Origin of the sequence: Microbacterium sp. NPDC076768 (assembly GCF_040687205.1) — a bacterium.
Lineage (GTDB): Bacteria > Actinomycetota > Actinomycetes > Actinomycetales > Microbacteriaceae > Microbacterium.
Window position 1 is genome coordinate 212,966 of sequence record NZ_JBFBMU010000001.1, and the last position, 23,905, is coordinate 236,870.

General features: G+C 63.7%; 20 protein-coding genes. 6 read left to right on the top strand and 14 right to left on the bottom strand.

All coding sequences use genetic code 11. From position 1 onward, the window contains the following. Positions 1 to 180: 180 nt before the first annotated feature. Positions 181 to 3,885 carry a bifunctional proline dehydrogenase/L-glutamate gamma-semialdehyde dehydrogenase gene (locus tag AB0O87_RS01135; protein WP_363510888.1) on the bottom strand — a complete coding sequence of 1,235 codons (3,705 nt, stop codon included), beginning with the start codon at positions 3,883 to 3,885 and terminating at the stop codon, positions 181 to 183. An 87-nt stretch (positions 3,886 to 3,972) separates the two neighbouring features. Beyond that, entirely contained in the window at positions 3,973 to 4,533 is a 561-nt protein-coding gene (locus tag AB0O87_RS01140; RefSeq protein WP_363510890.1) for an acyl-CoA thioesterase, read from the bottom strand. 130 nt (positions 4,534 to 4,663) lie between these two features. Between AB0O87_RS01140 and AB0O87_RS01145 the strand changes: the two genes are divergently transcribed. Beyond that, complete coding sequence (locus AB0O87_RS01145; RefSeq protein ID WP_363510893.1) at positions 4,664 to 5,173, top strand: GNAT family N-acetyltransferase; 510 nt, start codon at positions 4,664 to 4,666, stop codon at positions 5,171 to 5,173. Positions 5,174 to 5,234: 61 nt separating this feature from the next. On the opposite strand, the gene AB0O87_RS01150 is transcribed toward AB0O87_RS01145, so the two are convergent. From AB0O87_RS01150 to AB0O87_RS01165, 4 genes are read right to left on the bottom strand one after another with little or no spacing between them, the layout of a single operon-like run. Then, positions 5,235 to 6,386, bottom strand: coding sequence for an acetyl-CoA C-acetyltransferase (locus tag AB0O87_RS01150; protein ID WP_363510895.1), 1,152 nt, complete (start codon positions 6,384 to 6,386; stop codon positions 5,235 to 5,237). A gap of 57 nt (positions 6,387 to 6,443) precedes the next feature. Next, on the bottom strand, positions 6,444 to 8,024 hold the full coding sequence (locus tag AB0O87_RS01155; protein WP_363510898.1) for a cytochrome b/b6 domain-containing protein: 1,581 nt from the start codon (positions 8,022 to 8,024) through the stop codon (positions 6,444 to 6,446). A gap of 2 nt (positions 8,025 to 8,026) precedes the next feature. Next, positions 8,027 to 8,998, bottom strand: coding sequence for an electron transfer flavoprotein subunit alpha/FixB family protein (locus tag AB0O87_RS01160; protein WP_363510901.1), 972 nt, complete (start codon positions 8,996 to 8,998; stop codon positions 8,027 to 8,029). 1 nt (position 8,999) lies between these two features. After that, positions 9,000 to 9,776, bottom strand: coding sequence for an electron transfer flavoprotein subunit beta/FixA family protein (locus AB0O87_RS01165; protein WP_363510904.1), 777 nt, complete (start codon positions 9,774 to 9,776; stop codon positions 9,000 to 9,002). A gap of 139 nt (positions 9,777 to 9,915) precedes the next feature. Between AB0O87_RS01165 and AB0O87_RS01170 the strand changes: the two genes are divergently transcribed. Continuing rightward, the gene (locus AB0O87_RS01170) at positions 9,916 to 10,452 is read left to right on the top strand and encodes a MarR family transcriptional regulator (RefSeq protein WP_363510907.1); all 537 of its coding nucleotides are present in this window, start codon (positions 9,916 to 9,918) and stop codon (positions 10,450 to 10,452) included. A 1-nt stretch (position 10,453) separates the two neighbouring features. Continuing rightward, positions 10,454 to 10,924 (top strand): SRPBCC family protein, encoded by a 471-nt coding sequence (locus tag AB0O87_RS01175; protein WP_363510910.1) that lies wholly within the window; start codon positions 10,454 to 10,456, stop codon positions 10,922 to 10,924. 6 nt (positions 10,925 to 10,930) lie between these two features. On the opposite strand, the gene AB0O87_RS01180 is transcribed toward AB0O87_RS01175, so the two are convergent. The 6 genes from AB0O87_RS01180 to AB0O87_RS01205 all read right to left on the bottom strand — a co-directional run bounded on the left by AB0O87_RS01180 (position 10,931) and on the right by AB0O87_RS01205 (position 17,191). Beyond that, positions 10,931 to 11,707: an enoyl-CoA hydratase-related protein gene (locus AB0O87_RS01180; protein ID WP_363510912.1), complete on the bottom strand. Its 777-nt coding sequence runs from the start codon at positions 11,705 to 11,707 to the stop codon at positions 10,931 to 10,933. Positions 11,708 to 11,735: 28 nt separating this feature from the next. Beyond that, positions 11,736 to 12,659, bottom strand: a complete 924-nt coding sequence (gene mmsB / locus AB0O87_RS01185; RefSeq protein ID WP_363510915.1) for a 3-hydroxyisobutyrate dehydrogenase — start codon at positions 12,657 to 12,659, stop codon at positions 11,736 to 11,738. Continuing rightward, positions 12,656 to 13,831: an acyl-CoA dehydrogenase family protein gene (locus AB0O87_RS01190; protein WP_363510918.1), complete on the bottom strand. Its 1,176-nt coding sequence runs from the start codon at positions 13,829 to 13,831 to the stop codon at positions 12,656 to 12,658. Before AB0O87_RS01190 ends, mmsB begins: the two co-directional genes overlap by 4 nt. A gap of 132 nt (positions 13,832 to 13,963) precedes the next feature. Continuing rightward, on the bottom strand, positions 13,964 to 15,463 hold the full coding sequence (locus AB0O87_RS01195; protein ID WP_363510921.1) for a CoA-acylating methylmalonate-semialdehyde dehydrogenase: 1,500 nt from the start codon (positions 15,461 to 15,463) through the stop codon (positions 13,964 to 13,966). Positions 15,464 to 15,806: 343 nt separating this feature from the next. Beyond that, complete coding sequence (locus tag AB0O87_RS01200; protein ID WP_363510924.1) at positions 15,807 to 16,292, bottom strand: hypothetical protein; 486 nt, start codon at positions 16,290 to 16,292, stop codon at positions 15,807 to 15,809. Next, positions 16,289 to 17,191, bottom strand: a complete 903-nt coding sequence (locus AB0O87_RS01205) for a hypothetical protein (protein WP_363510927.1) — start codon at positions 17,189 to 17,191, stop codon at positions 16,289 to 16,291. Before AB0O87_RS01205 ends, AB0O87_RS01200 begins: the two co-directional genes overlap by 4 nt. A 428-nt stretch (positions 17,192 to 17,619) precedes the next feature. On the opposite strand from AB0O87_RS01205, the gene AB0O87_RS01210 reads away from it, so the two are divergent. After that, positions 17,620 to 18,204, top strand: a complete 585-nt coding sequence (locus AB0O87_RS01210; protein WP_363510930.1) for an antibiotic biosynthesis monooxygenase — start codon at positions 17,620 to 17,622, stop codon at positions 18,202 to 18,204. 9 nt (positions 18,205 to 18,213) lie between these two features. Here the strand turns inward: AB0O87_RS01210 and AB0O87_RS01215 are convergent, their stop codons facing one another. Beyond that, complete coding sequence (locus AB0O87_RS01215) at positions 18,214 to 19,368, bottom strand: ROK family protein (RefSeq protein WP_363510933.1); 1,155 nt, start codon at positions 19,366 to 19,368, stop codon at positions 18,214 to 18,216. A 126-nt stretch (positions 19,369 to 19,494) separates the two neighbouring features. Between AB0O87_RS01215 and xylA the strand changes: the two genes are divergently transcribed. Together xylA and xylB are read left to right on the top strand one after the other, a co-directional pair. Further along, positions 19,495 to 20,700, top strand: a complete 1,206-nt coding sequence (gene xylA, locus AB0O87_RS01220; protein WP_363510936.1) for a xylose isomerase — start codon at positions 19,495 to 19,497, stop codon at positions 20,698 to 20,700. An 8-nt stretch (positions 20,701 to 20,708) separates the two neighbouring features. Next, positions 20,709 to 22,016 carry a xylulokinase gene (gene xylB / locus AB0O87_RS01225; RefSeq protein WP_363510939.1) on the top strand — a complete coding sequence of 436 codons (1,308 nt, stop codon included), beginning with the start codon at positions 20,709 to 20,711 and terminating at the stop codon, positions 22,014 to 22,016. Between the two features lie 84 nt (positions 22,017 to 22,100). Here xylB and AB0O87_RS01230 read toward each other — a convergent pair whose 3' ends face one another. Then, positions 22,101 to 23,858, bottom strand: a complete 1,758-nt coding sequence (locus AB0O87_RS01230) for a solute:sodium symporter family transporter (protein ID WP_363510942.1) — start codon at positions 23,856 to 23,858, stop codon at positions 22,101 to 22,103. Positions 23,859 to 23,905: the final 47 nt, after the last annotated feature.

Here is a 23,905-nt window from a genome sequence, read left to right on the forward strand (position 1 = left end):
AGATCCCCTTCCCTTCCCCGCCTCTCCCCTCCCCCAGCCCCCTTCCCCCCTTCCCCCCTTCCCCAGCCCCACCCTTGCTCCCGTCGCACTTTCTGTCGCCAAAATCAGTTTCAAGCGACAGAAAGTGCGACGGGAGCAGTCAAAAGGGAGGGGAGGGAGGGGGGGGAGGAGGGGAGAGGGTCAGATGATGGGGGTGCTCCAGGGGTCGGGGTTGCCGTAGCGGTGGGCGGTGATCGAGATCGACTGCTCGTGCACGAACGGGAGGAGTTCGATGCGAGCGGCGGCGGTCACCTCACCGTCGTACACCGCGATGTCCGGATCTCCCGCAGAGGCCGTCGCGAATGCCGTGTGCAGCGCGGCGACGGCGGCGCGACCGCCGACGAGGCGCACGCGTTCTCTGCGCGGAAGAACGGTATCCAGCTCATCGGTCTCCTGTCGGAGCATGCGCTGCATCCACTCGTCTTGAGTTTCGAGGAACACCGGGGCATCGAGGTCGCCGAGTGCGCGACGCACGTCGCCTGGCAGCCCCACCGGCGTCGAGAGGACGAACTCCGCGCCGGAACGCACGCCAGCAATCACAACCCGCAGAAGATCTTGCAGCGCGGCATCTTCCGTCGCGCGTATCTCCACCGGCACAGGCCGGTAGCGAAAGAGGTTTCGCTCGATCCCGAGTCGAGACACATCGCGCACCTGACCGAATTCGCGATCCCAGGCCAATGCGTCCGACAGCGCAGAACGTCGCAACCACTCGAATGCTTCATACCCCAGCGATGCCTGCGCCGACTCGATCAGCGCCGTGATGCGGGAGTCGAGCCCCCTCAAATGCAGAGTGCTGGATGCGGGGCCTCCTGGTCTGGAGCGCCACGAACCAAGCCCGATCAGATAGTTCGGGCCTCCTGCTTTTGCGCCAGCGCCGACCGCAGAGCGCTTCCACCCTCCGAACGGTTGCCGCTGCACGATCGCACCGGTAATGCTGCGATTGACGTAGAGGTTGCCTGCCTGCACTCGGTTGAGCCAGAAGCCGAGTTCCTCCGGATCTTGGGTGTGTAGCCCGGCAGTCAACCCGTAGGCGACCGCGTTTTGCATCTCAATCGCGCGGGCAAGAGTCGGCGCGTGCATCACGCCGAGCACCGGACCGAAAAACTCTTCTCGATGAAACCGTGACTCTGGCTGCACGCCGACTCTGACGCCTGGGCGCCACAGCCGTTCGCTGCCGTCATCCGCATCGGCCAGCACAGGCTTGATCAGCCATTGCTCATCACCCTCGAGCTCGTTCAGCGCCCAGGCGAGTTTCCCCTCGGGTTTTTCGATCACCGGACCCACTTCGGCGAGCGGATCATGCGGGTATCCCACGTGCAACGAACGCACCGCGTCTGCCAGCTGCCGCGCGAATCGCGGCGAGCGCCCCACCGGACCTACGAGGATCACGAGAGATGCGGCAGAGCACTTCTGCCCTGCGTGCCCGAATGCACTCTTCACCACATCAGCAACGGCAAGGTCGAGGTCGGCTGATGGGGCGATGATCATCGCGTTCTTGCCGCTCGTCTCCGCGAGCAGTGGCAGATCGGGCCGCCACGAGCGGAACAACGCTGCGGTATCCCACGACCCGGTCAGGATGACGCGATCGACCGCATCGTGTGCGATCAGAGCGCGACCGAGCTCATCTTCCGCGACGTCGACGAGCGCGAGCAGGGCGCGCGGCACTCCGGCCTGCCAGAGTGTCTCGGCGATGACCGCGGCAGAACGACGCGCTTGCGGCGCCGGCTTGAAGACCACTCCGGACCCTGCGGCGAGCGCGGCAAGCACGCCACCCGCGGGGATAGCGAGCGGAAAGTTCCACGGCGGTGCAATAACGGTGACGGATGCGGGCACGAACACCGCTCCAGCGATGGAGTCGAGTTCGCGTGCTTTGGCGGCGTAGTAGCGTGCGAAGTCGATGGCTTCGCTCACCTCCACATCGGCCTCTGCGAAGACCTTGCCTGTCTCGGATGCCGCTACCTCGATGAGGTCAGCCCTGCGCGATTCGAGCGCCGCGGCCGCACGCAGAAGCACTTCGGCGCGTTCGACTGCTGGACGCGCCCCCCATGCCGGAGCCGCGTTGCGTACGCCCTGCACGACCTGATCGAGGTGTTCGGCATTGGTGACTCGCGCCGCCGCGATCGTCGCCTTACCGAGGCCAGATGTGGGGATGCGTTCGCGTATCTCGCGCGCCCAGTCCCGGTTTACTCGCAACGCCGGATCGCTGTCTGCCGTGTTGACGAAGCCGGGGGCGCCGCCCGCGTCGTGTTCCATCTCACGCGCAGAGTAGACGGCGGTTTCGAGAAAGGCTTCCCGCCCTCCCTCGTCGGAGCCCCGGGAGATGCCAAGCACTTGCTTAGTGAGGTCGGTCTCTGGCAAGAGCGCCGCGGATTCTGGTCGCACAGATTCGTGGACGGGGGCGAGCCTGTCTTGCGTGCGCCGCGGGCCGCTACGGAACGTGCCGTCGTTTGCACGGTCCAGCGCCCGAAGGAAGCGGTCTTGCTCGCGCTCGAACAGAGAGTCGTCATCGGCGATCTGGAATGCGGCGGAGAGGAAGTTCTCTGCCGACGCGTTCTCTTCCAACCGACGCACCAGATAGCTGATCGCGACATCGAACTCGGTCGGCTTCACGACCGGCACGTACAGGAGCACGGGTCCGACCACACGCGAGACCGCCTGCACTTGCCCCTGCGCCATCCCGAGCAGCATCTCGACCTCGACGAAGTCGGTCACTTTGCGTTCTTCGGCGAGCAGCCAGGCGTATGCAATTCCGAAGAGATTGTGCCCGGCTACCCCGATCTTCACCGCAGCTGTGTTCTCGGGCCGGAGCGCCCAGTCCACACAACGCAGGTAGTTCGCGTCGGTGTCGAGCTTGGTGTCAAACGTCGCGGGCGTCCAGCCATGCATGCGCGCCTCGACCTGCTCCATCGCAAGGTTTGCCCCTTTGACCAGACGTACTTTGATGCGTGCGCCGCCGTGCGCGACCCGCTCTCGGGCCCATGCGGTGAGCTCTTGCAAGGCAGGCAGAGCGTCTGGCAGGTAGGCCTGCAAGACGATTCCCGCTTCGAGTCCCGCCAGCCGTGGGTCTTCCATGATGCGGGTGAACACCGCGATGGTGAGGTCGAGGTCGCGATACTCCTCCATATCGAGGTTGATGAACGTCGCCCCCTGGGTCCCTGAGCTTCCCCCCTCGGTCCCTGAGCTTGTCGAAGGGCCACCAGCCGTCAGATACAGCGGCAGCAACCGCTCCACCACTTCGTCGACAACCTCGTCAAACGCCCACATCGAGAGGTGGCTGATGATCGCCGAGACTTTGACCGACACATAGTCAACATCTGGACGCTTGATGAGTTCGTGGATGCTGTCGAGCCGTCGCCGCGCCTCCGCTTCGCCGAGAACGGCCTCGCCGAGCAGGTTGAGGTTGAGACGCGCGCCGGTCGCTTTGATGCGTTCGATTGCGGTGGTGAGCTTGGCGGGGCGCGCATCGACGACGAGGTGTCCGACCATGTCGCGCAGCACTTTGCGCGCGATCGGCACAACGGGTGCGGGCAATATTGGCGCGACTCCCCCACCGAGGCGCACGACAGAGCGCAGGTACCATGGCAGAAAATCTGGCACGATCGGAGCGATTTTGTGCAGTCGCGAGGCAGCAGCGCTCAGGCTTTCCGGCCGCATGACGCCGTCAACGAATCCGAGGGTGAATGGCAACCCGTTCGCGTCTTGCAGCACACCGGCGAGGCGCGCGGCAGCGGGGTCGGGTTCGATCACCGAAGCCTCGACGGCCCACCGGTGAGCGAGCTCGACTGCGCGATCTGCGAGGGGCGCGGATGCCACGGCATCCGCGGGGGATGACGACGACTCTACCATGGTGTCCACCATAAGTCTGGATGCCCGCGGAAACCGGGATCCCGCACCCCAAAAGTCGCGAGCAATAAGGCTCGCGGCCTGACTAGATCAGGCCCAGGTACTGGGGGCGTCCGCCCGCGTAGACGGAAGGGCGGATGCGGCAGCCCAGTCATGCACCCAGGCGTCGATCTCCGGCACACCCTCTGGCTTTCCGACAGCGGCGAACAGCTCTTCGTTACTGACGGTGCCGCCGGTGCGGCGCAGCATCCTTGCCCTGACGATCACCCTGGCGTAGATCTCGCCTTTGACGACGGCCCTGTGCTCCAGAAAGAGCGCCTTTTCGTCATGCCCGATGAACCGCGACTGCACCTCGAAGCGCTGCCACAGGTGCAGAGACTTGCGGAAAGTGACTGTCTCGCTCGACACGACCGCGTACCAGCCCTGCGCCTTCATTGCATCGAAGAGCCCCGTACGGATGAGCTGATCCCACCGCCCGAGGTCAAACAGCGAAAGGTAGCGCCCATTGTTCATGTGACGAAGGATGTCGATATCGGTCGGCAGGGTCCGGAGCCGAATGCTGCCGACCGCTGTCGGATCAAGGGTCTTTCCTCGCCGCACGCGGCGGCGAGCGCCAAGGATCACCAGGAAGGTCCGCCAGATCACATTCACGAGGACTGATCGTATCCATCAATGCACGATTCGCGAACATCGTTGTGTGAAACCTCCATCCCTTTGCGGCCTGCCTCGTCGAGCGTCCACTCGATTTCCGCTTCGCGGAAGCCCCGCGTAGAGTCCAGATATGAGCGCCGAAGCCCAGTCTGAAGTCATCGTCCGTCCGGTCCGTGATGTGGATGCGGAAGCCCTCGGTCGTGTGCACGCGCAGTCGTGGCACGAGACCTACGATCATCTGATCAGCAAGGCAGCACTAGAAAAAGTGTCCCCTCGCCGCATGGCAGAGCTGTGGACGCACTGGGCTTCACAGGGCCCCGACTTCAAGATGAACGCCGCGCTTGTCGACGGTGAGATCGTCGGCTTCGCCGGTTCCGGCCCCGCTCGTGACAAAGACTCTCCGGCCTTCCGCGAGCTCTACTTCATCTATCTGCTGGATGCGTGGCACTCCACCGGCATCGGCCAGAAGCTGTTCGACGCCACCATCGAAAAAGATGAGCCGCTGTATCTCTGGGTCGCCGAAGACAACCCCCGCGCGCACCGCTTCTACACGCGCAACGGATTCCGCCTCGATGGCGATACGCACACGGAGCCGTTCCTGGGCGAGACGCTGACCGAAGTCCGCTTCGTTCGCCCCTAACCACTTGTCAACACCCACAGAGAAGGGCCGCTTCCCGAGGGAAGCGGCCCTTCTCTGTGGATCAGAGGCGTTCGAGGATCGTCACGTTCGCGACACCGCCACCTTCGCACATTGCCTGCAGCGCGAACCGGCCACCGGTGCGCTCCAGCTCGTTGAGCATCGTCGCCATGATGCGGGTGCCCGTCGCACCGATGGGGTGACCGAGCGCGATCCCGCCGCCGTTTACATTCACCTTCTCGTGCGGCACGTCGAGTTCGCGCATCCAGGCAAGCACCACCGAGGCGAAAGCTTCGTTCACCTCGAACAGATCGACATCGTCGATGCTCATGCCTGCCCGCTTTAGCGCGTGCTGTGTGGCGGGGATCGGCGCGGTGAGCATGAAGATGGGACTGGCGCCACGCACAGTCATTTGGTGCACCCGCGCACGGGGCGTCAGGCCGTGCTCCCGCACCGCACGTTCACTGGCCACAAGAACAGCGCTGGAGGCATCACTGATCTGCGAAGACACCGCCGCAGTCAGACGACCACCTTCGCGCAGCGGCGCAAGAGAGGCCATCCGCTCCAGCGTGGTGTCGCGCCGCACCCCTTCATCAGCGCTCAGACCACCCAGTTCGGCGATCTCGTTGGCGAACCGTCCATCATCCTGCGCGAGCGCTGCGCGACGGTGACTCTCGAGCGCGAACTGCTCCATCTCATCGCGGGAGATGTTCCAGTTCTCGGCGATCAGTTCTGCTCCCGCAAACTGCGAGACCTCCTGGTCGGAGTAGCGCTTTTGCCAACCGGGCGATTCTGCGAAAGGCGTTGAGAACCCGTATGCCTCGCCCGCGGTCACGGCAGAAGAAAGCGGCAAGCGGCTCATGTTCTGCAGCCCACCGGCGATGACAAGATCGTTGGTGCCGCTCATCACCGCTTGCGCGGCGAAGTGCACTGCTTGTTGGCTCGAACCGCATTGCCGGTCGATGGTGACACCAGGCACATGTTCGGGGAAACCGGCCACGAGAGCCGCGGTGCGCGCAACATTGCCCGCTTGCGCGCCAATCGCGTCGATCGCCCCCATGATCACATCGTCAATAGCCGCCGGATCAACGCCGACACGGTCAACGAGCGCTCGCAGGCTGTGCGCGCCAAGGTCAGCCGGATGCATTTCCGAGAGTGCACCGCCGCGCCTGCCCACCGGCGAACGCACGGCATCGATGATGTATGCCTCGGTCATGATGTGCCTTCTTCCCGACTCGGGCTCGTGAGCCCTGCACGGCTCTCGCGGCTGACGTCAGCGGCCGGAGACCTTTCCGAACAACTTCGCGATCGGCGCGAGTACCAGTGGACGCGCGGCAACCCACCCGATGCCGATCGCCACGAGAGAGAGGATGAATACCCAGAATCCAGTCCAGGTGGCGGCATCTTGCGCGGCGAACATGTGGTTCAAGTTGCGCAAGAAACCGGTCAGCATCACGAGAGCAACGTGGGCGATGATGAAGACCACGAAATAGAGCATGATCGGGAAGTGCAGCGCACGCGCCCACTCGACCGGATACGCCTTCGAGAGCTTCTCGGCTTTCTTCGGCCACAGCCCCGACATACGGAAACCCGTGATGGCCGCCAGTGGCGCGGCGATGAACACGGTGACGAAGTAGGCGAGCTGCTGCAAGCTGTTGTAGTTGTTCCAGCCGTTTTCATGTGGCCAGTCAAACGACAGGTATTGCAGCGCAGCCGACAGCGCGTTCGGGAAGACTTCCCAGCTCGTTGGCACAATCCGCACCCAGTGCCCGGTGGCGAACAACAGCACAACGAAGATCACACCGTTCAGCAACCACAGAATGTCGAGCGCTTGGTGGAACCACAGCGCCAGGCTGATCTTGCCCTTCGCGTTTCCGCGTGGCGTCCAGAACACTGTCGGACGCTTTTCGGTGCGCACCTGCAGTCCAGAGCGAATGATCAACACGATCAAGAACATGTTGAAAAAGTGTGCCCAGTTGACCCACGGCGAGAACCCTGGCTCTACGGCGATGGCGGGCTCGTATTCGCCAGGAAAGGCGATCAAGAAGTCCTGCATGAACGGGAAGCTCAGGAGCGTGCGCACGAAAGCGATTGCCGCACCGGCGAGCACTCCCACTGCCGCTGCCCCGAACAAGACGGCGATGGCTTGCGTCCAGGTCGGCCGAGGGCGACCAGTCTTCGGGGCCACAACCAGGTTCCGCGGAGCAGTACCGTTCCAGACAGTCCCTGGCGAAGGCAGTGGGGTGGCGACATCGGCGATGGCTGGCACCGCCACAGCGGAGGCTGCGACGGGGACAGGAGTGGCGACGGGGGCCGCTGTCTCGGCTGGGGTCGCACTGTCAGTCGAAGCCACGTCGGCAGGCACTGCGGGGGTGGTTCCTGCGGGCGGCCATGGGTCTCCCCCGGCACTGCGCGGTAGGCCGCGACGAACGGCACTGCCCGCGGCGACAGGTGTCGGTGTCGCCGCCTGTTGCTGCACCTGCGCGGCGGGTGCCTCAACCGCGGGCGCTGACGCCTCGTCAACCACTACAGGTTCTGAGGCCGCTGGCGCCGTGGCCGCGGCGGGAGCAGCAGCATCGGCGGGAGGCCACGGGTCTCCGCCAGGCACGCGGGGCAAGCCGCGGCGAACGTTCAACGTCTCACGAGAAGCTGTCGGCAGAACAGCGGCCGCCGCCGACGGCGCAGAGACAGGCTCAGACGCGGCCGCCGTGGATACCGCTGGCTCCTCCGTGGGCGATGCCGCAACCGACGTGTCTGCGGTGTCAGATGCACTCAGCGCCGCAGCATCGGCAGGAGGCCAGGGGTCTCCGCCCACTACACGCGGCAGACCGCGCCGCAGCTTCCGCGTCGCCATTGCTACTTCTTCCGCGCCGCGAGCGCCGCGATCACCTGCGGCACGACGGCGAAGACGTCACCGACGATGCCGAAGTCGGCGACATCGAAGATCGGCGCCTCTGCGTCTTTGTTGATCGCGACGATGTTCTTCGAGGTCTGCATTCCGGCCCGGTGCTGAATTGCACCCGAGATACCCAGGGCCACATACAGTTGCGGCGACACCGAGACGCCCGTCTGCCCCACCTGGTACGACTGCGGAACGTAGCCAGCGTCGACGGCAGCGCGTGACGCACCAACGGCTGCGCCGAGTGCATCGGCAAGCTCTTCGACGAGCACGAACTTCTCTTTCGAAGCGAGCCCACGGCCGCCAGAGACGACCCTGGTCGCTCCGCGCAGCTCGGGACGCGAGGAGGCGACTTCGATGGCCTCGATCGCACCAGCAGTCGCCGCGACAGCGCCGGATGCCGTCACGCTCAGCGCCTCGACCTGCGGAGAGGCCACGGCCTCAGCGCGTGCATCTACCGCCCCCTGACGCAGCGTGATGACCGGAGTGCCGAAGGTGGGAGCGGAGTCGACGAGGTACGCCCCGCCGTATACCGAGTGATGAGCGATGACACCTTCGTCGTCGCGGGATACGCCGACAGCATCCACCGACAGTGCGCTCCGCGAGCGCACTGCAAAGCGTCCAGCCACATCACGACCTGAGATCGAGTTGGAGATGAGCACCGCATCCGGCTTCACTTGCGCGGCAGCGGCTTGCAGCGCGTCAACAATCGGGACGGTGAGGGCGGCGGCATCGTTGTCGGCCGTCAGCACTGCTGCTGCGCCCGCAGCTGTCACCTGATCGACCGCGGCCTGGCTACCGCCGACGATCAACGCAATCGGCGTACCAATGATCGACGCTGCTCCGAGGAGTGCTGCCGTACTGCTCGCCGCGTTGCCGGATGGGTCGAGGTCAACGAGCACGAGGATCGAGTTATCGGGATACGTCATCTCACACCAGCCTGTTCTGCACGAGGTACTCGACCAGTTTCTCGGCCGCGTCACCCTCATCGGTGATCTTTACGCCTGCCGCACGGGGAGGCTTCTCCGCCACGGCGGTCATGATGGTCCGTGGGGCAACTCCCGGATCTGCTGACACGTCGAGATCAGCGAGAGAGAGCACCTCTAGCGGCTTCTTCTTCGCAGCCATGATGCCCTTGAAGTTGGGGAACCGCGCTTCTGGCATCGCCTCGGTGACCGAGATAACGGCGGGAAGCGGCGCCGAGATCGGCTGTCCTCCCGCGTCGGCTCCACGGGTTCCGGAGACGGATTCTGCGGTGATTTCTACCGACGTCAACGCCGTCGCTTGGGCGAACCCCAGGTGCTCAGCGAGCATCGCCGGAATTACTCCGCCCGAGCCGTCGGTAGAGAGGTTGCCGGTAATCACGAGGTCGGGTGCGCCACGGCGAATAGCGGCGGCGAGCACCTCGGCGGTGAGCCCGAGATCGGCACCAACAAGCTGTTCATCTGCGATGTGCACGGCCGATCCAGCGCCGATGGCGAGCGCGCGGCGCACAGATGCCGTCGAACCGCTGGGAGCCATCGAAACGGCCACCACCTCGGTGCCCTCGTTCTTGTCAGCGAAGCTGAGCGCGACTTCGAGCGCACGCTCCGTGATCTCGTCGAGCACTAGGTCACCCGCCGCACGATCGGCGAGTCCCGTCTCGAGATTCAGCTTGCGATCGCCATAGGTGTCTGGCACCTCTTTGACCAGGACGAAGATCTTCATCGAATGCTCCTCACGACTGTTGCAATTCTAGACGTTGATACCGAGTTTCAGACCATCTGCAACTGAGACTCATTGGGCGGGGAAGGCGTGCATCGCGCGGCGTCGCGGAGCAAACGCCTCGCGACGCTACCGTAGAGAGGTGACCAGACCCCGCCCTCTTCCCATAGATCCGCTTGCTGAGGCGAAGCGGCAGTGGCTGGCCCACGGCTGGACGGATGCGGCAGACGGAATGGCGGTTGTCACATCGGTCATGCGCGCACAGCAATTGCTGCTGGCCCGTGTCGACTCGTCGCTCAAACCTTTCTCGCTGAGTTTTGCTCGCTACGAAATGTTGCGACTGCTGGCCTTTAGTCGCGCAGGCAGCCTCCCACTCTCGAGCGTGGTCGCGCGCCTTCAGGTGCACGCGACGACGGTCACGAGCACCGCCGAGCGTCTCGTGCGCGATGGCTTGATTTTGCGCGAGCCGCACCCGTACGACGGACGCGCCGCGCTTTTGGTGCTGACGGATGCCGGGCGTGAGCTGGTCGAACGCGCCACTGAGTCCCTCAATACCGAAGTGTTTGCCAACCCTGGAATGAGCCGCGACGATGCGGCAGAGCTCGTCGCGATCGTCGCGAGACTCCGCAAAGATGCCGGCGACTTCGCCGACCCGCGTCCGCAACCCGAAGCCCTCTAACGTGGCCAGCTTCACGCTCGAAACTGTCGTGAAAGCGTCGCCGTCTGCCGTCTTCGCGGCATCGCTTGACCCTGCCCTGCATGTACGCACGATGGCGAAGTATGGCGAGACGATGGTCGAAGCTCCCCAGGGTGGCGTCTTTACCGAAGGGTCGACGGTCACCTGGCGCGCCCGCCACTTCGGCATTCCTTTTCGTCTGCGGTCCATCGTGTTCGACATCGAACAGCCTTACGGTTTCTCTGATCGGCAGGTTTCTGGTCCGTTCGGCGCCTTCTTGCATGAGCACCGGTTCGAAGAGCACCCGGCGGGAACGCTGATGCATGACGTGGTCACGTTTCGCTCCCCGTTTGGCCCGCTGGGCAGACTCGTCGATGCACTGTTCATGTGCCGGTACATGCGGCGACTAATTCTCGAGCGCAACGAAACTCTCGTCGCCGAAGTTGAGGAACCAGGTCGCGCCTCAACCGCGTAGCCGCGCTCATCTGTGCTGGAAGTTGGGCGCCCGCTTCTCCCGGAAGGCAGACATCCCTTCCGCCTGATCTGCGGTGTCGAAGAGCGCAGCGAAGGCTTCCTTCTCGTGCGCAAGACCTTCCGCCAGCGTCGTTTCCATCGCGGCATCGAGCGCAGCCTTGGCGGCATAAACCGATGGCAAGGACTTCGCCGCAATCGTGTCGGCGAGTTTCGTCGCCTCAGCAAGCAGGTCTGCTCCCGGCACCACTCGTGACACCAGACCGGCGCGCTCTGCCTCTTCGGCCCCCATAAAGCGTCCGGAGAGCACGAGCTCGGCAGCTTTGTAGTAACCGACAGCGCGAATCAGGCGCTGGGTTCCTCCCATGCCAGGGATCACACCGAGGTTGATCTCCGGCTGGCCGAACTTCGCAGTATCTGACGCCAAGATGATGTCGCACATCATCGCCAGCTCGCATCCGCCACCCAGCGCGAACCCGGAAACAGCGGCAATCACCGGCGTACGCACTGCCGCAAACTCACGCCAGACCCCGAAGTGGTCTGTCTCCCGCATCTCTGCGGCAGACATTCCCTCCATCTCTTTGATGTCGGCACCAGCGGCGAAAGCTATCTCTGAACCGGTCACCACAATGGCGCCGACACCCTCATCTTCGTCGAAGGCAACAGCGGCGGCAGAAACCTCGTCAGCAACGCGGCTGTTCAGCGCGTTCAACGCCTCAGGACGGTTCAGAGTGATCCACCCGACTCGCCCTCGTTGTTCGACCAGGATCGTCTCGTACTGCGTCATGTCGCCCTCTCTGTCGTCGTTCCGCTAGTCACGCTCTGTCGTCACGAATATCGGTGTCGTCTCGGATATCAGTGATGATGCCCGAGAAGTCACGCGATGCTCCGTCTCCGGCGGCGAACGCCGCATACATCTGTTGTGCGAGCCTACCCATCTGCGCATCTGTCGAGGTCTGCTCGATGGCATGCAGTGCGAGCCCCAGATCTTTCGCCATCAGGGCACCCGCAAATCCCGGCTGGTAGTCGCGGTTGGCCGGGCTCGTCGGAACCGGACCCGGCACGGGGCAGTTGGTGGTGATCGACCAGCACTGGCCAGAGGCCTGCGAAACGACATCGAAGAGTGCCTGGTGTTCGAGCCCCAGCCGTTCGCCTAAAACAAACGCCTCTGCGACGGCGATCTGTGAAACCGCGAGGATCATGTTGTTGCAGACCTTCGCCGCCTGCCCCAGGCCAGGCCCGCCACAGTGCACGATGCGCTTGCCCATGACTTCCAGCAACGGCAGCGCTGCGGCGTAATCGTCATCTGCGCCGCCGACCATGAACGCGAGCGTGCCGTTTTCTGCTCCAACCACACCGCCAGAAACCGGGGCGTCGATGTTGCGGTGACCGGCGGCGAGCGCCAGCGCGTGCGCCGCCCTGGCCTCATCCACCGCGATCGTCGACGATTCGATGAAGAGTGTTCCCGGTCGCGCTGCCGCCAGAAGCTCGGCACGGTAGGCCTCGATCACGTGCTTTCCGGCGGGGAACATCGTAATAACGACGCTCGCTGAGGCAACCGCCTCAGCCCCGTTCTGCGCGACCATGATGCCGGACGCTCTGGCTGCTTCGACAGCGGCAGGCACAAGATCGAAGCCATGCACCGGGTAGCCGGCAGCGACGAGATTCTTCGCCATCGGCAGCCCCATGTGACCCAGCCCGAGAAAGGCGACGGTGGTGGCAGAAGGGGTTTCGGTCATGATGCGCTCCGCATCGAAGACGACCCTGCGGGCCGAAGCATCTCGCGTCCGACGATCAAGCGCATGATCTCGTTGGTGCCCTCGAGGATCTGATGGACCCGCAGATCGCGAACCACCTTCTCGATCCCGTAGTCCTGCAGGTAGCCGTAGCCGCCGTGCAGCTGCAGTGCTCTGTTGGCGACGTCGAACCCTGCGTCGGTCGCGAAACGTTTGGCCATCGCGCAGCGCATCGTCGCATCGGGGGCATGCTCGTCGACGGCCTGCGCTCCATCGCGCACCATGAGGCGCGCGGCCTGCAGATCGGTACGCATGTCGGCGATAGCGAAGAGGATCGACTGTTTCTCGGCCAGTGGCTCACCGAACGCCACCCGTTCGTGCACATACTGCACAGCCTTGTCGAGTGCCCACTGGGCACCACCAAGCGAGCAGGCGGCAATGTTCAGCCTGCCGCCGTTGAGAGCCGACATCGCAATGGCGAACCCTCGTCCTTCTTCACCGAGCATCGCGGACGCCGGCACCCGCACACCATCGAGGATCACCGGCCTTGTCGGTTGCGCGTGCCATCCCATCTTCTTTTCCGGTGGACCGAAGCTCAGCGCCTCCGCATCTCCTGGGACGAGGAATGCGCTGATTCCTCGAGCACCAGGCTCGCCAGTGCGGGCCATCACAACATAGACGGCGGCTTCACCTGCTCCGGAAATGAACTGCTTCATGCCGGTGAGTACGTACTCGTCTCCGTCGCGCACCGCGCTGGTGGCGATGTTCGCCGCATCTGATCCCGCGCCCGGTTCGGTAAGGCAGTAGCCGCCGAACTCCGACATCGTGGCAAGCAAAGGCAGCCACATGCTGCGCTGCGCCTGGTCACCATAGGTGTCGATCATCCAGACGACCATGTTGTGAATCGAGATGTACGCGGCGACGGCGGGGTCACCCTTCGCAAGCTCTTCAAAGATGGCCACGGTGTCGAGGCGGCTGAGCCCGCTGCCGCCGAACTCTTCTTCAACGTAGATACCGCCGAGACCCAGCTCGCCTGCCTTATTCAAAGACTCGCGCGGAAACAGGTGCTTCTCATCGCGCTCAGCGGCGTATGGCGCAAGCTCCGTCTCGGCGAATTCGCGCACCGCGCCGATGATCGCTTCGCGTTCTTCCGTGGTGATGGTGGTCATAGTCATGGCGATTCCTCGTGTTTCGTTCCCTGAGCCTGTCGAAGGGTGGTCCCTGAGCCTGTCGAAGGGCGGTCCCTGAGCCTGTCGAAGGGCGGTCCCTGAGCCTGTCGAAGGGCGGTCCCTGAGCCTGTCGAAGGGTTAGTGCATCGTCGGGATGACGAAGCTGGCACCTTCACGCACACCACTGGGCCACCGGCTCGTCACCGTTTTCGTTTTCGTATAGAAGCGGAAAGCATCGGTACCGTGCTGATTGAGGTCACCGAAACCGCTGCGCTTCCAGCCGCCGAACGTGTAATAGGCGATGGGGACGGGGATGGGCACGTTCACCCCGACCATCCCGACCTCCACTCGCGCGGCGAAGTCGCGGGCCGCGTCACCATCGCGGGTGAAGATGGCAACTCCGTTGCCGTACTCGTGCTCAGAAGCCATCCGAAGTGCGTCCTCATAATCAGCGGCGCGAGCAATCACAAGCACCGGACCGAAGATCTCTTCGCGGTAGATCGCCATGTCTGTCGTCACGTGGTCGAACAGCGTGGGTCCGAGGTAGAACCCCTCTTCGTGACCGGGAACGACAAGGCCACGTCCGTCAGCGAGCAGGGTTGCCCCCTCATCGATCCCCTGCTGGATGTACCCTTCGACACGCTCGACTGCCGCACGAGTGACAAGCGGACCGTAGTCGATGTCTGCGGCAAGCGACGGGCCAACACGCAGTTGCGCAACGCGCTCCTCCAGTTTGGCCGCGAGCGCGTCTGCCGTTTCTTGGCCTACCGGCACCGCGACCGAGATCGCCATGCAGCGCTCACCCGCAGAACCGTAGCCCGCTCCGATCAACGCATCGACTGCCTGGTCGAGGTCGGCATCTGGCATCACGATCATGTGATTCTTGGCACCGCCAAAGCACTGTGCGCGCTTGCCGTGCGCCGTCGCCGTCGCATAGATGTACTCGGCGATGGGTGTCGACCCGACGAAGCCGACGGCCCGGATACGGTCGTCCGTGAGCAGAGCGTCGACGGCCTCTTTGTCACCGTGCACAACGTTGAGCACGCCAGCGGGGAGCCCCGCTTCGAGAAAGAGCTCTGCAATGCGCAGTGGCACTGATGGATCGCGCTCACTCGGCTTAAGCACAACCGCATTTCCTGCGGCGAGCGCTGGCCCAACCTTCCACAGCGGGATCATTGCCGGGAAGTTGAATGGAGTGATTGCCGCAACCACTCCGAGAGGCTGCCGCATGGAGTACACATCGATGCCAGTGCCTGCGCCGGTGGAGTACTCACCTTTAAGCAGGTGCGGAGCGCCAGCGGAGAATTCGATGACCTCGAGCCCCCGTTGGATATCTCCCTTGGCATCATCGACGGTCTTGCCGTGTTCGCGAGAGAGCAGCTCTGCCAGCGAGGTCATTTCACGTTGCACGAGATCGAGGAAGCGGAGCAAAACCCTGGCGCGCTTCTGGGGGTTTGTGGCCGCCCACGCGGTCTGCGCTTCCTCAGCGTTTGCGATCACGCGACGCACCTCGTCGGCAGAGGCCAGCGGCACGCGAGCTTGCACAGCGCCGGTGCTCGGATCGAACACATCTGCAAAGCGTCCGGCGTCGGGAGTAAGAAGCGATCCGCCCACAAAGTGCGGGATAGTACGAGTCATTGTGTGACATCCCTTCGTGCCTTCGTTGGCACATTGACGACTTTACTCCGGCACCCGGAGATTTACTAGGACATCCTTGTATATGTCGGACGCCTCACAAGAGCCCTCACCGAAGGTTGTTCTTTCGGCGTTCTCCGCTCGGTGATCTGGCGCCAGTACAACTACAAGTGCGCGGACAGAGATCTAGAGGTCAGCGCCGGTAGGACTGAATCTCCGAGCTTCGTGTGCGGTTCTCACGACCAGACGCGGGCCGCCGCATTGGCCGTGGCCATCGAGATAGAGTTCGCGGTGAGAGCGAGGCGTGCGGCCGTGTCCGCCACCGCGTCGTGACGAACAGAGACCCTCATCGTTCCTCCGAAAGTTCCTGTGTGAGGTCGAGCTCTCGCAGAACATGAGGCTGCGAGACGGCATCGGTGAGGTAGTACGTGTAGAAGATCACCGCGGCCTCATCGGCGGTGAAGATTTCATTCGAAAACACTCGCACCGCACGCTTATCGCTGATCGGGATGAGAGTGGTCGCGCCGTTCGCTGGTTCGGGCCTACCCACCGTGTACAGGCGGCCTTCACCATCGGCGCCAGGGAGTCGCACTTCCACGGTCATCGCATCAGCCGATCCTGCTGCCTGCATGAACGATTCGTTCGCCGGTTCGCGGAAGCCGATGACGCTGCTCGGGTCAGCCCCCCGCCAGATGGCGTATGTGTACTCGTTCTCACTGTCCAGGCGCCGGAGCATAAGACGTAGATGCTCGGGTGCGGGACGCCGGTTCTCCGTGATCCACCCCATCTGCCCGCTGGTGAACTGCTGGGCATGAGTTCTTTGATTAGTCACGGCACTATCTCCGTTTCCACTCGAGTGACGAAGATTTCTTCCCCGTCCAGCTTCCCGCGCGCGGGGGTCCCTCCGTCGACGGCTTCATCGAACTGTCGCTGCGCACTTCCCGGCCTGTTGTAGTCATCAATGGCCTTCCCTGACTTCACCTCGATGCCGGTATACGTATTGGGGCCATCATCATTCTTCACCAGGCCGTCATAGGACCGCCCCTTTTGGGGTGAACCTTCGTAGTCAACCTTGACTTTCGAACGGATCACGTCGGTCTGTTCACGTTTCGCATACTCCTCGAGTCCGATCTTCTCCTTGTCGACCCACGGTGGGGAGTTCTCTCCGCTCGCGAACTTCCCCTCGTAGTCTCGCCGATCGCCGCGGTCGAGACCGCGTACGCGGTCACCGACCGCGTGGGATTCGTTGAGCCAGCGCCCTGCGGCATCTCCCATCAGCGTCGCGCCGGCTCCCGCGACCCCGACTCCGGCAACAACGAGCGCGGGCGAACCTGCCAAAGCCCCGACACCGGTCACGGTAACAGCACCACCTCCTGCTGCCACCGCAGCACCGCCAAGGAACGTGGCCGCACCGCCAAGGAGTTCGAGGATGATGTCGGGGTGTTCCCACAGCGTCTGGGCGGAGATCGCGAGCACGTCCATCGTCGCCTGGAAAGGCTGAACGACAGCGAGATTGAAGAATGCCTCGGTCATCGCATGCTGCGCCCGCGTCGCGGCTTCGGCATCAGTCAGCGGCATGCGAGCCGCATCCGCGGCCTCGTCCAACCGAATCGCGCAGTCGCGCGCATAAACCTCGAGAGTCGCCCGCGCGGTGAACAGCACCTCACGCGCCTCATCGTGCGCGGGACCGGACGGATCGACGAAGGGAACGTCGACCTCGGGACGCCGCAACCCTTGCCCCACGCGCAACTCCCGCAGGTAGGCACGGTGAGCGGTCAGCGCCGCAGCAGCCTGTTGCTCCGCTTCGTTCCAGAGAGTGATCGCACGGGGAGAGGGAGCGCTCCGCCCACAAAACGCGGGGCATCGAAGGTTGTTCTTTCGGCGTTTACCGCTCGGCCATGTGGCGCAAGTACAACTACAAGTGCGCGGACAGAGACTTAGACCGGATCGGGTGTTACGTCTACCGCGCACACGGAGAGCTCTCTCGCTCCCGTCGCGGCTCGAACGCCGCGAGACCCCCGCCGAATCGGGTCGGCGGGGGTCTCCCTTTGCGGCCGCGGGTGCACGAACGCGAAATAGAATTGGAATGGCGTCGCTACCCTGACGTCACCACCGCTTGGTGCATTCGCAACCCGGATGCCCGCTATCCGAGGACCCGCATGTCCAGCGAATCCATTACCGTTTCTATCCGCCGCGAAGTTGATCCAGACCGCATCAGCGAGGCAACAGCCTGGGTGCAACGCGGCATCAACAAAGCGAACCAATACCCGGGATTTCTCGGGTCTGGATGGGTGCGCGCCGGAGCGGACTCTCACGTCTGGCACATGCTGTATCGCTTCGCGGACGAGACGACACTGGTTGCTTGGGAAGACTCGGAAGAGCGGGCGTCGTGGCTGGAGACAGGTCAGGGCCTGGTACTCAGCGAACGCTCTCGGCGGCGAAGCGGTATCGAAGGCTGGTTCGATGACCCGGCCACCGGCACGATCACCGTCCCCACTGGCGAAGGTGCCGACTCAGTCTCGGTCGGAAATGCACCGCCGCGGTGGAAGCAAGCCGTCACGATCTGGTTGGGGTTCTTTCCCGTGAACCTGGCGTTCACCTACGCGATGAGCCCTGTTCCTGGGTGGGATTCACTGCCAATTTGGCTGCGTGTGTTGGCCACAACCGTCGTGCTCACGCCCATCATGACCTACTGGGTACTCCCCTGGGTGGCGCGCTCTTTGCGGAACTGGCTCTCCCGCTGACATCACCCCTCAGATCACACCAACCGCGGAGAATGTGACCTCGGCTGCCCCGAGGAGTAGGCGGTCAGCGGCAAGTGACGCGGGCAGAATACGAAGCCCTTCTCCGTTTTCAGCCATGGCCAGTGACGCTACCTCTGCAGAGAACGCTTCAGGGTCAAGAGCTGCCAATACCGCCAGGAAACCACCAAGGACGACAACCGCGGGGTTGAGGATGTTCACGGCGTCGGCGAGCGCTTGCGCGAGAATTCCTCGCTGGCGTTGACATTCTGCGCGCACCGCTTCACTCGCAGAGCGCGCGATGGCCTCGGCGAGCGCGGCATCGTCGGCACTCACAAGCCCCAGCGCGTCGAGGAGTCGCGCACGACTCACCTCATCTTCCAAGACGCTTTCCGTGCCGCGCACGCGATTCTGTCCGAACTCGCCCGCGTAGCCACCTACCCCGCCGACGGCAGAACCTTGCACGATGATGCCGCCACCAATACCCGAAGGGCCTCCGTTGAGATAGACAACGTCGCCTGCTCCACGCGCGGCACCAAACAAGTGCTCGGCGAGCGCGCCCAAGCTGGCATCGTTGCCCACTGACACGGGGAGGCCGGTGGCTGCGGCTATCGACGCCGCAAGCGGCTCATCGACCCAACCGAGGTGCGGGGCGTTGCGCACCAGACCAGCGGCCTGGCGCACCAAACCTGGCACAGCCACGCCAATGCCGACGATCCGGGATCCGCTCAGCGCTCCTTTCGACCAGCGCGAGACGACGTCAGCGACCAGCGCGGTTACTTCATCGGCGCTCGGCAGCTTGGCATCAATGCGCTCACGCACGGCTATCCGGCGGGCGAGGTCGACGGCCGCGATCTCCACAGCGTCCACCTCGGGGTTCACCGCGATCACGACAGTCTGCGGCGATGCTTCCACAACAGGAGACGGGCGGCCGACACGACCGACAGGGTCGGGATCGCGTTCGATCGCCCAGCCATCAGTGACCAGTTCGGCGACGAGATCGGCAACGGTCGAGCGGTTGAGCCCCGTCGACGCGGTGAGCTGCGCGCGCGACTGTGGGCCTTCGAGGTGCACCCGTCGCAGGAGCCGCGCGAGATTGCGAGCGCGCACACCGTCCCCAGCTTCGCGCGCAACGACAGTGCCGCTTGGTTCGGTCGAAGCAACCATCGCCACCTGCCTTTTCTCTCGCTCGGAATCTCAGTCTAAAGACTGGACATGTTCACCCTGAGCCTATATGTTGTTGCTCACAACAATTACCGGCGCACCCACCAACGCGCTATGCGAAGGAGCATCATGAGCCTCACACCGACACGCGACGACAAGTTCTCGTTCGGACTCTGGACCGTCGGGTACAACGGCACCGATCCTTTTGGCGGCCCCACGCGTCCGGCACTAGACGTCGTCCATGCTGTCGAGAAGCTCTCTGAGCTCGGCGCCTACGGCCTCACCTTCCACGACGACGACCTGTTCGCCTTCGGTTCTTCCGACGCCGAACGCCAAAAGCAGATCGACCGCCTCAAGGGCGCACTCTCCGACACCGGCGTTGTGGTGCCGATGGTGACCACCAACCTCTTCAGCGCTCCGGTCTTCAAAGACGGCGGCTTTACCTCGAACGACCGCCAGGTTCGTCGCTTTGCGTTGCGCAAAGTGCTGCGCAACCTCGATCTCGCTGCGGAACTTGGCGCCAAGACGTTCGTCATGTGGGGCGGACGCGAAGGCGCTGAGTACGACTCCGCGAAAGACGTGCGGGCTGCGCTTGAGCGCTACCGCGAAGCGGTCAACCTGCTCGGCGACTACGTGACCGACAAGGGCTACGACATCCGCTTCGCGATTGAACCGAAGCCGAACGAACCTCGAGGCGACATTCTGCTGCCCACCCTCGGCCACGCCATTGCGTTCATTGACTCGCTCGAGCGACCAGAGCTGGTTGGGGTGAACCCCGAGGTCGGGCACGAACAGATGGCAGGGCTCAACTTCACCGCTGGCATCGCGCAGGCACTCTTCCACGGCAAGCTGTTCCACATCGACCTGAACGGTCAGCGCGGCATCAAGTACGACCAGGACCTGGTGTTCGGTCACGGCGACCTGCACAACGCTTTCTCCCTCGTCGATCTGCTCGAAAACGGCGGCCCTGCGACAAGCACAGGCGACACAATTCCCGCTTACGACGGACCCCGGCACTTCGACTTCAAGCCCTCGCGCACAGAAGACGAGACCGGCGTATGGGACTCCGCGGCCGCGAACATGCGCACGTATCTGTTGTTGAAGGAGCGCGCCGCGGCTTTCCGCGCCGATCCAGAAGTGCAAGAGGCTCTTGCCGCCGCGAAGGTGGCCGAACTCTCCACCCCGACACTCAACGCCGGCGAGTCGTACGACGACTTGCTCGCTGACCGCGCCGCGTACGAAGACTTCGACGCCGATGCATACCTCGGCGGCAAGGGCTTCGGGTTCGTGCGTCTACAGCAGCTGGCCACCGAGCACCTTCTCGGCGCGCGCTAAGTCTGGCCATGGCACTCGTTCTCGGGGTCGACTCTTCGACCCAATCTTGCAAGGTCGTCGTCGTCGACTCCGAGACGGGTGCGGTCGTCCGCACCGGCCGGGCCGCTCATCCTGACGGCACTTCGGTGAACCCCGATGCGTGGTGGGCAGCGCTCACCACGGCCATCGATGAAGCTGGTGGCCTCGATGACATCGAGGCGTGGGCAATCGGCGGACAGCAACACGGGATGGTCGCCCTAGACCATTCCGGCGTTGTCATTCGCGATGCCCTGCTGTGGAATGACACCCGATCGGCAGACGCTGCATCCGACCTCGTCGAAGAGTTTGGTGCGCAGGAACTAGCGGATCGCACCGGGGTCGTCCCCGTGGCATCTTTCACCATCGCGAAACTGCGCTGGCTGCGGGATCACGAACCAGAACACGCGGCTCGTGTGGCGGCGGTGGCGCTGCCGCACGACTGGTTGACCTGGCGGTTGCGGGGTTACGGGCAGGAGGGGGCAGACTCCGCGCCGCACGGTCCTGTGCTCGACGAACTCGTGACTGACCGGTCTGATGCATCAGGAACGGGGTATTGGAGCGCAGCTACGGGCGAGTATGACCGCGAGTTGCTGATCGCCGCGCTCGGGCACGACGCCGTCTTGCCGAGAGTGCTTGGCGCCGCCGATTCTGTGCAGGATGCGGCAGGGCGCCGCGTCGCCCCCGGCGCGGGAGACAACGCCGCTGCCGCCCTGGGATTGGGAGCTGGACCGGGCGACGTGGTGGTCTCCATCGGCACCAGCGGCACTGTCTTCGCGGTGAGCGCTGAGCCATCCACCGATCCATCAGGCACGATCGCCGGTTTTGCTTCGGCCGACGGACACTTTCTTCCCCTCGTCTGTACGCTCAATGCGGCGCGGGTGCTCGACGTCACTGCGGCGCTGCTCGGTGTGAGTCACGATGAGCTGAGCCGCCTCGCCCTCGCCGCACTGACCGGGGCAGGCGGACTCGCGCTGACTCCGTATTTCGAAGGAGAACGCACTCCGAATCTTCCGGACGCGACGGCGACGCTTCATGGCATGACTCTCGCCTCGACGACGCGTGAGAACCTGGCGCGTGCCGCAGTGGAAGGCATGCTCTCCGGGCTCGGGGCTGGTCTCGACGCGCTGCGCGAGGCGGGCGTGCCGCTCCGGCGAGCGCTGCTTATCGGGGGCGGGGCCCAATCCGAGGCCGTGCGGGCGATCGCCCCCGAGGTGTTCGGAATCCCCGTGGAGGTTCCCGCCGCCGGCGAGTACGTCGCCATCGGCGCCGCCCGCCAATCCGCCACCCTCCTCCCCTAACTCCCCCAACCCCCATCTGCTCCCGTCGCACTATTTGTCGCTCTCACGCTGTGGGAGCGACAAATAGTGCGACGGGAGCAGTGTTTAGGAGGAGGAGGAGGACGGGGCGAGGGGGTCGGCGGGCCAGCGGCGGTCGGCCAGGATGCCGGCAGTGCTTCCGCCGACGAGCAAAGCGGCGATGCTGGCGATGGCAGCCGCAGAGAGTCCCTCACCGGAGGCGAGGCCGAACGGCGAGAACATGACGTACATCGAGATCATCGCGCCGAGCGTGAAGCCTGCCATGCGGTAGCGGAACCGCCAAGGCTGCATCTCGACGACGTTGCTTTCTGGCAGCACGTATGGCGTTGCCCGAGGCCACACCCGACCGAGCACGAGGATCAACAGCGATGTCACAACAAAGAGAATCGCAGACACGTGCATGAAGTGGAGCCCGAGCGCGGCGACCTGCTGAGAGAACACCGTCTGGCTCAGCGCATACAGAGTGACGAAGAAGACGAGCCCGATATTGGCCGCCCGCGATGACACTCGTTTGGTCAAGTACCCAAGCAGGATGATGGTGAAGATCGGGACGTTGAAGAAGCCGTTCACCATCTGCAGCCACGTAAACAGCCCCGTCCCGGTGTACATGAGGAAGGGCGACCCGAAAATGCCGATCGCGGCAATCGCGAGTCCGAACCATTTGCCCGCCTTTACGACCTGCTGGTCCGAGGCGCGATCTTTCTTGAGTGGCTTATACACATTCTTGGCGAACAGCGTCGAGGCGGAGTTCAGCACCGAGTTGAAGGTCGACAGGATCGCCCCCATGAGCGCAGCAGCCACGAACGCCAGCAGTGGCACAGGGAGAACTTCAGCCACGAACAGCGGATAGATCGAGTCTGAGGTCGCACCCTCTGGCACCTTCATGAGCGACTGGGCTGCCATCACCCCAGGAATGATGAGCATGAACGGGGTGAGCACTTTCAGCAGCCCCGCAATCAGCACACCCTTCTCTGCCTGTGCGAGATTCTTGGCGCCGAGTGCGCGCTGGATGACGGACTGATCCGTGCCCCAGTAGTAAAGATTCACGAGAATAAGGCCGGTGATCGCCGCCGTGAACGGCAGATTAGGGTCGTCCGCTCCTCCGAAGGCGTTGAACTTCTCCGGCTCCGTGGTCAAGAACCGGTCCATGCCGGCTCCAAACCCTCCGCCGTCAAGCGATCCGAGGTACCAGAAGCCCAGAATCGGCACGAGCAGACCGCCCGCGATGAGAGCGATGCCATTGATGGAGTCACTGACGGCGACAGCCTTCAATCCGCCGAAGATCGCATACGCGCCACCGACAAGGCCGATCAGCCAAACGAAAATCGAAACCGCGGCGAACTGGGAGATACCGAACAGCTCTGGCACATTGAACATGCCAGACAGTGCCACACCGCCGGCGTAGAGAGTGACCGGAACGAGGTTCACCACGTACAGCACGAGGAACAGCGCAGTGACAAAGTTGCGCGTTCCTGGGCCGAACCGGTTTTCGATGAAGTCGGGAATCGTGGTGATGCCCTGCTTCAGATAACGCGGCACGAGAAATAGTGCGACGACGATCAGGGTGACGCCGGAGAACACTTCGTAGCCCATCACGGCCATGTTTACGTCGTAAGCGTTGGCCGACATTCCGACGAAGTTCGACGCTTGCAGGTTTGTGAGCAGCAGAGAACCGGCGATCACCCAGCCAGACAGAGATCGTCCGGCGAGAAAGTAGCCGTCCATCGAATCGAAGCGTGTCCCTCGCACTCGCACCGTCGTGATGACCGCAACGATCACCAGAAAAAGCACGAACAGCGTTACGAGCCAGAAAGTTTCATTCATGGCACACCCCCCTTTGGATGAAGACAGCCCCGTCAGTGGGACGACGC

Excerpts from the sequence above, each read along its gene's own strand:
- AB0O87_RS01135 (WP_363510888.1), bottom strand. The coding sequence starts at position 3,885 with ATGGTAGAGTCGTCGTCATCCCCCGCGGATGCCGTGGCATCCGCGCCC.
- AB0O87_RS01145 (WP_363510893.1), top strand. The coding sequence starts at position 4,664 with ATGAGCGCCGAAGCCCAGTCTGAAGTCATCGTCCGTCCGGTCCGTGAT.
- AB0O87_RS01150 (WP_363510895.1), bottom strand. The coding sequence starts at position 6,386 with ATGACCGAGGCATACATCATCGATGCCGTGCGTTCGCCGGTGGGCAGG.
- AB0O87_RS01155 (WP_363510898.1), bottom strand. The coding sequence starts at position 8,024 with ATGGCGACGCGGAAGCTGCGGCGCGGTCTGCCGCGTGTAGTGGGCGGA.
- AB0O87_RS01160 (WP_363510901.1), bottom strand. The coding sequence starts at position 8,998 with ATGACGTATCCCGATAACTCGATCCTCGTGCTCGTTGACCTCGACCCA.
- AB0O87_RS01165 (WP_363510904.1), bottom strand. The coding sequence starts at position 9,776 with ATGAAGATCTTCGTCCTGGTCAAAGAGGTGCCAGACACCTATGGCGAT.
- AB0O87_RS01180 (WP_363510912.1), bottom strand. The coding sequence starts at position 11,707 with ATGACGCAGTACGAGACGATCCTGGTCGAACAACGAGGGCGAGTCGGG.
- mmsB (WP_363510915.1), bottom strand. The coding sequence starts at position 12,659 with ATGACCGAAACCCCTTCTGCCACCACCGTCGCCTTTCTCGGGCTGGGT.
- AB0O87_RS01190 (WP_363510918.1), bottom strand. The coding sequence starts at position 13,831 with ATGACTATGACCACCATCACCACGGAAGAACGCGAAGCGATCATCGGC.
- AB0O87_RS01195 (WP_363510921.1), bottom strand. The coding sequence starts at position 15,463 with ATGACTCGTACTATCCCGCACTTTGTGGGCGGATCGCTTCTTACTCCC.
- AB0O87_RS01210 (WP_363510930.1), top strand. The coding sequence starts at position 17,620 with ATGTCCAGCGAATCCATTACCGTTTCTATCCGCCGCGAAGTTGATCCA.
- AB0O87_RS01215 (WP_363510933.1), bottom strand. The coding sequence starts at position 19,368 with ATGGTTGCTTCGACCGAACCAAGCGGCACTGTCGTTGCGCGCGAAGCT.
- xylA (WP_363510936.1), top strand. The coding sequence starts at position 19,495 with ATGAGCCTCACACCGACACGCGACGACAAGTTCTCGTTCGGACTCTGG.
- xylB (WP_363510939.1), top strand. The coding sequence starts at position 20,709 with ATGGCACTCGTTCTCGGGGTCGACTCTTCGACCCAATCTTGCAAGGTC.
- AB0O87_RS01230 (WP_363510942.1), bottom strand. The coding sequence starts at position 23,858 with ATGAATGAAACTTTCTGGCTCGTAACGCTGTTCGTGCTTTTTCTGGTG.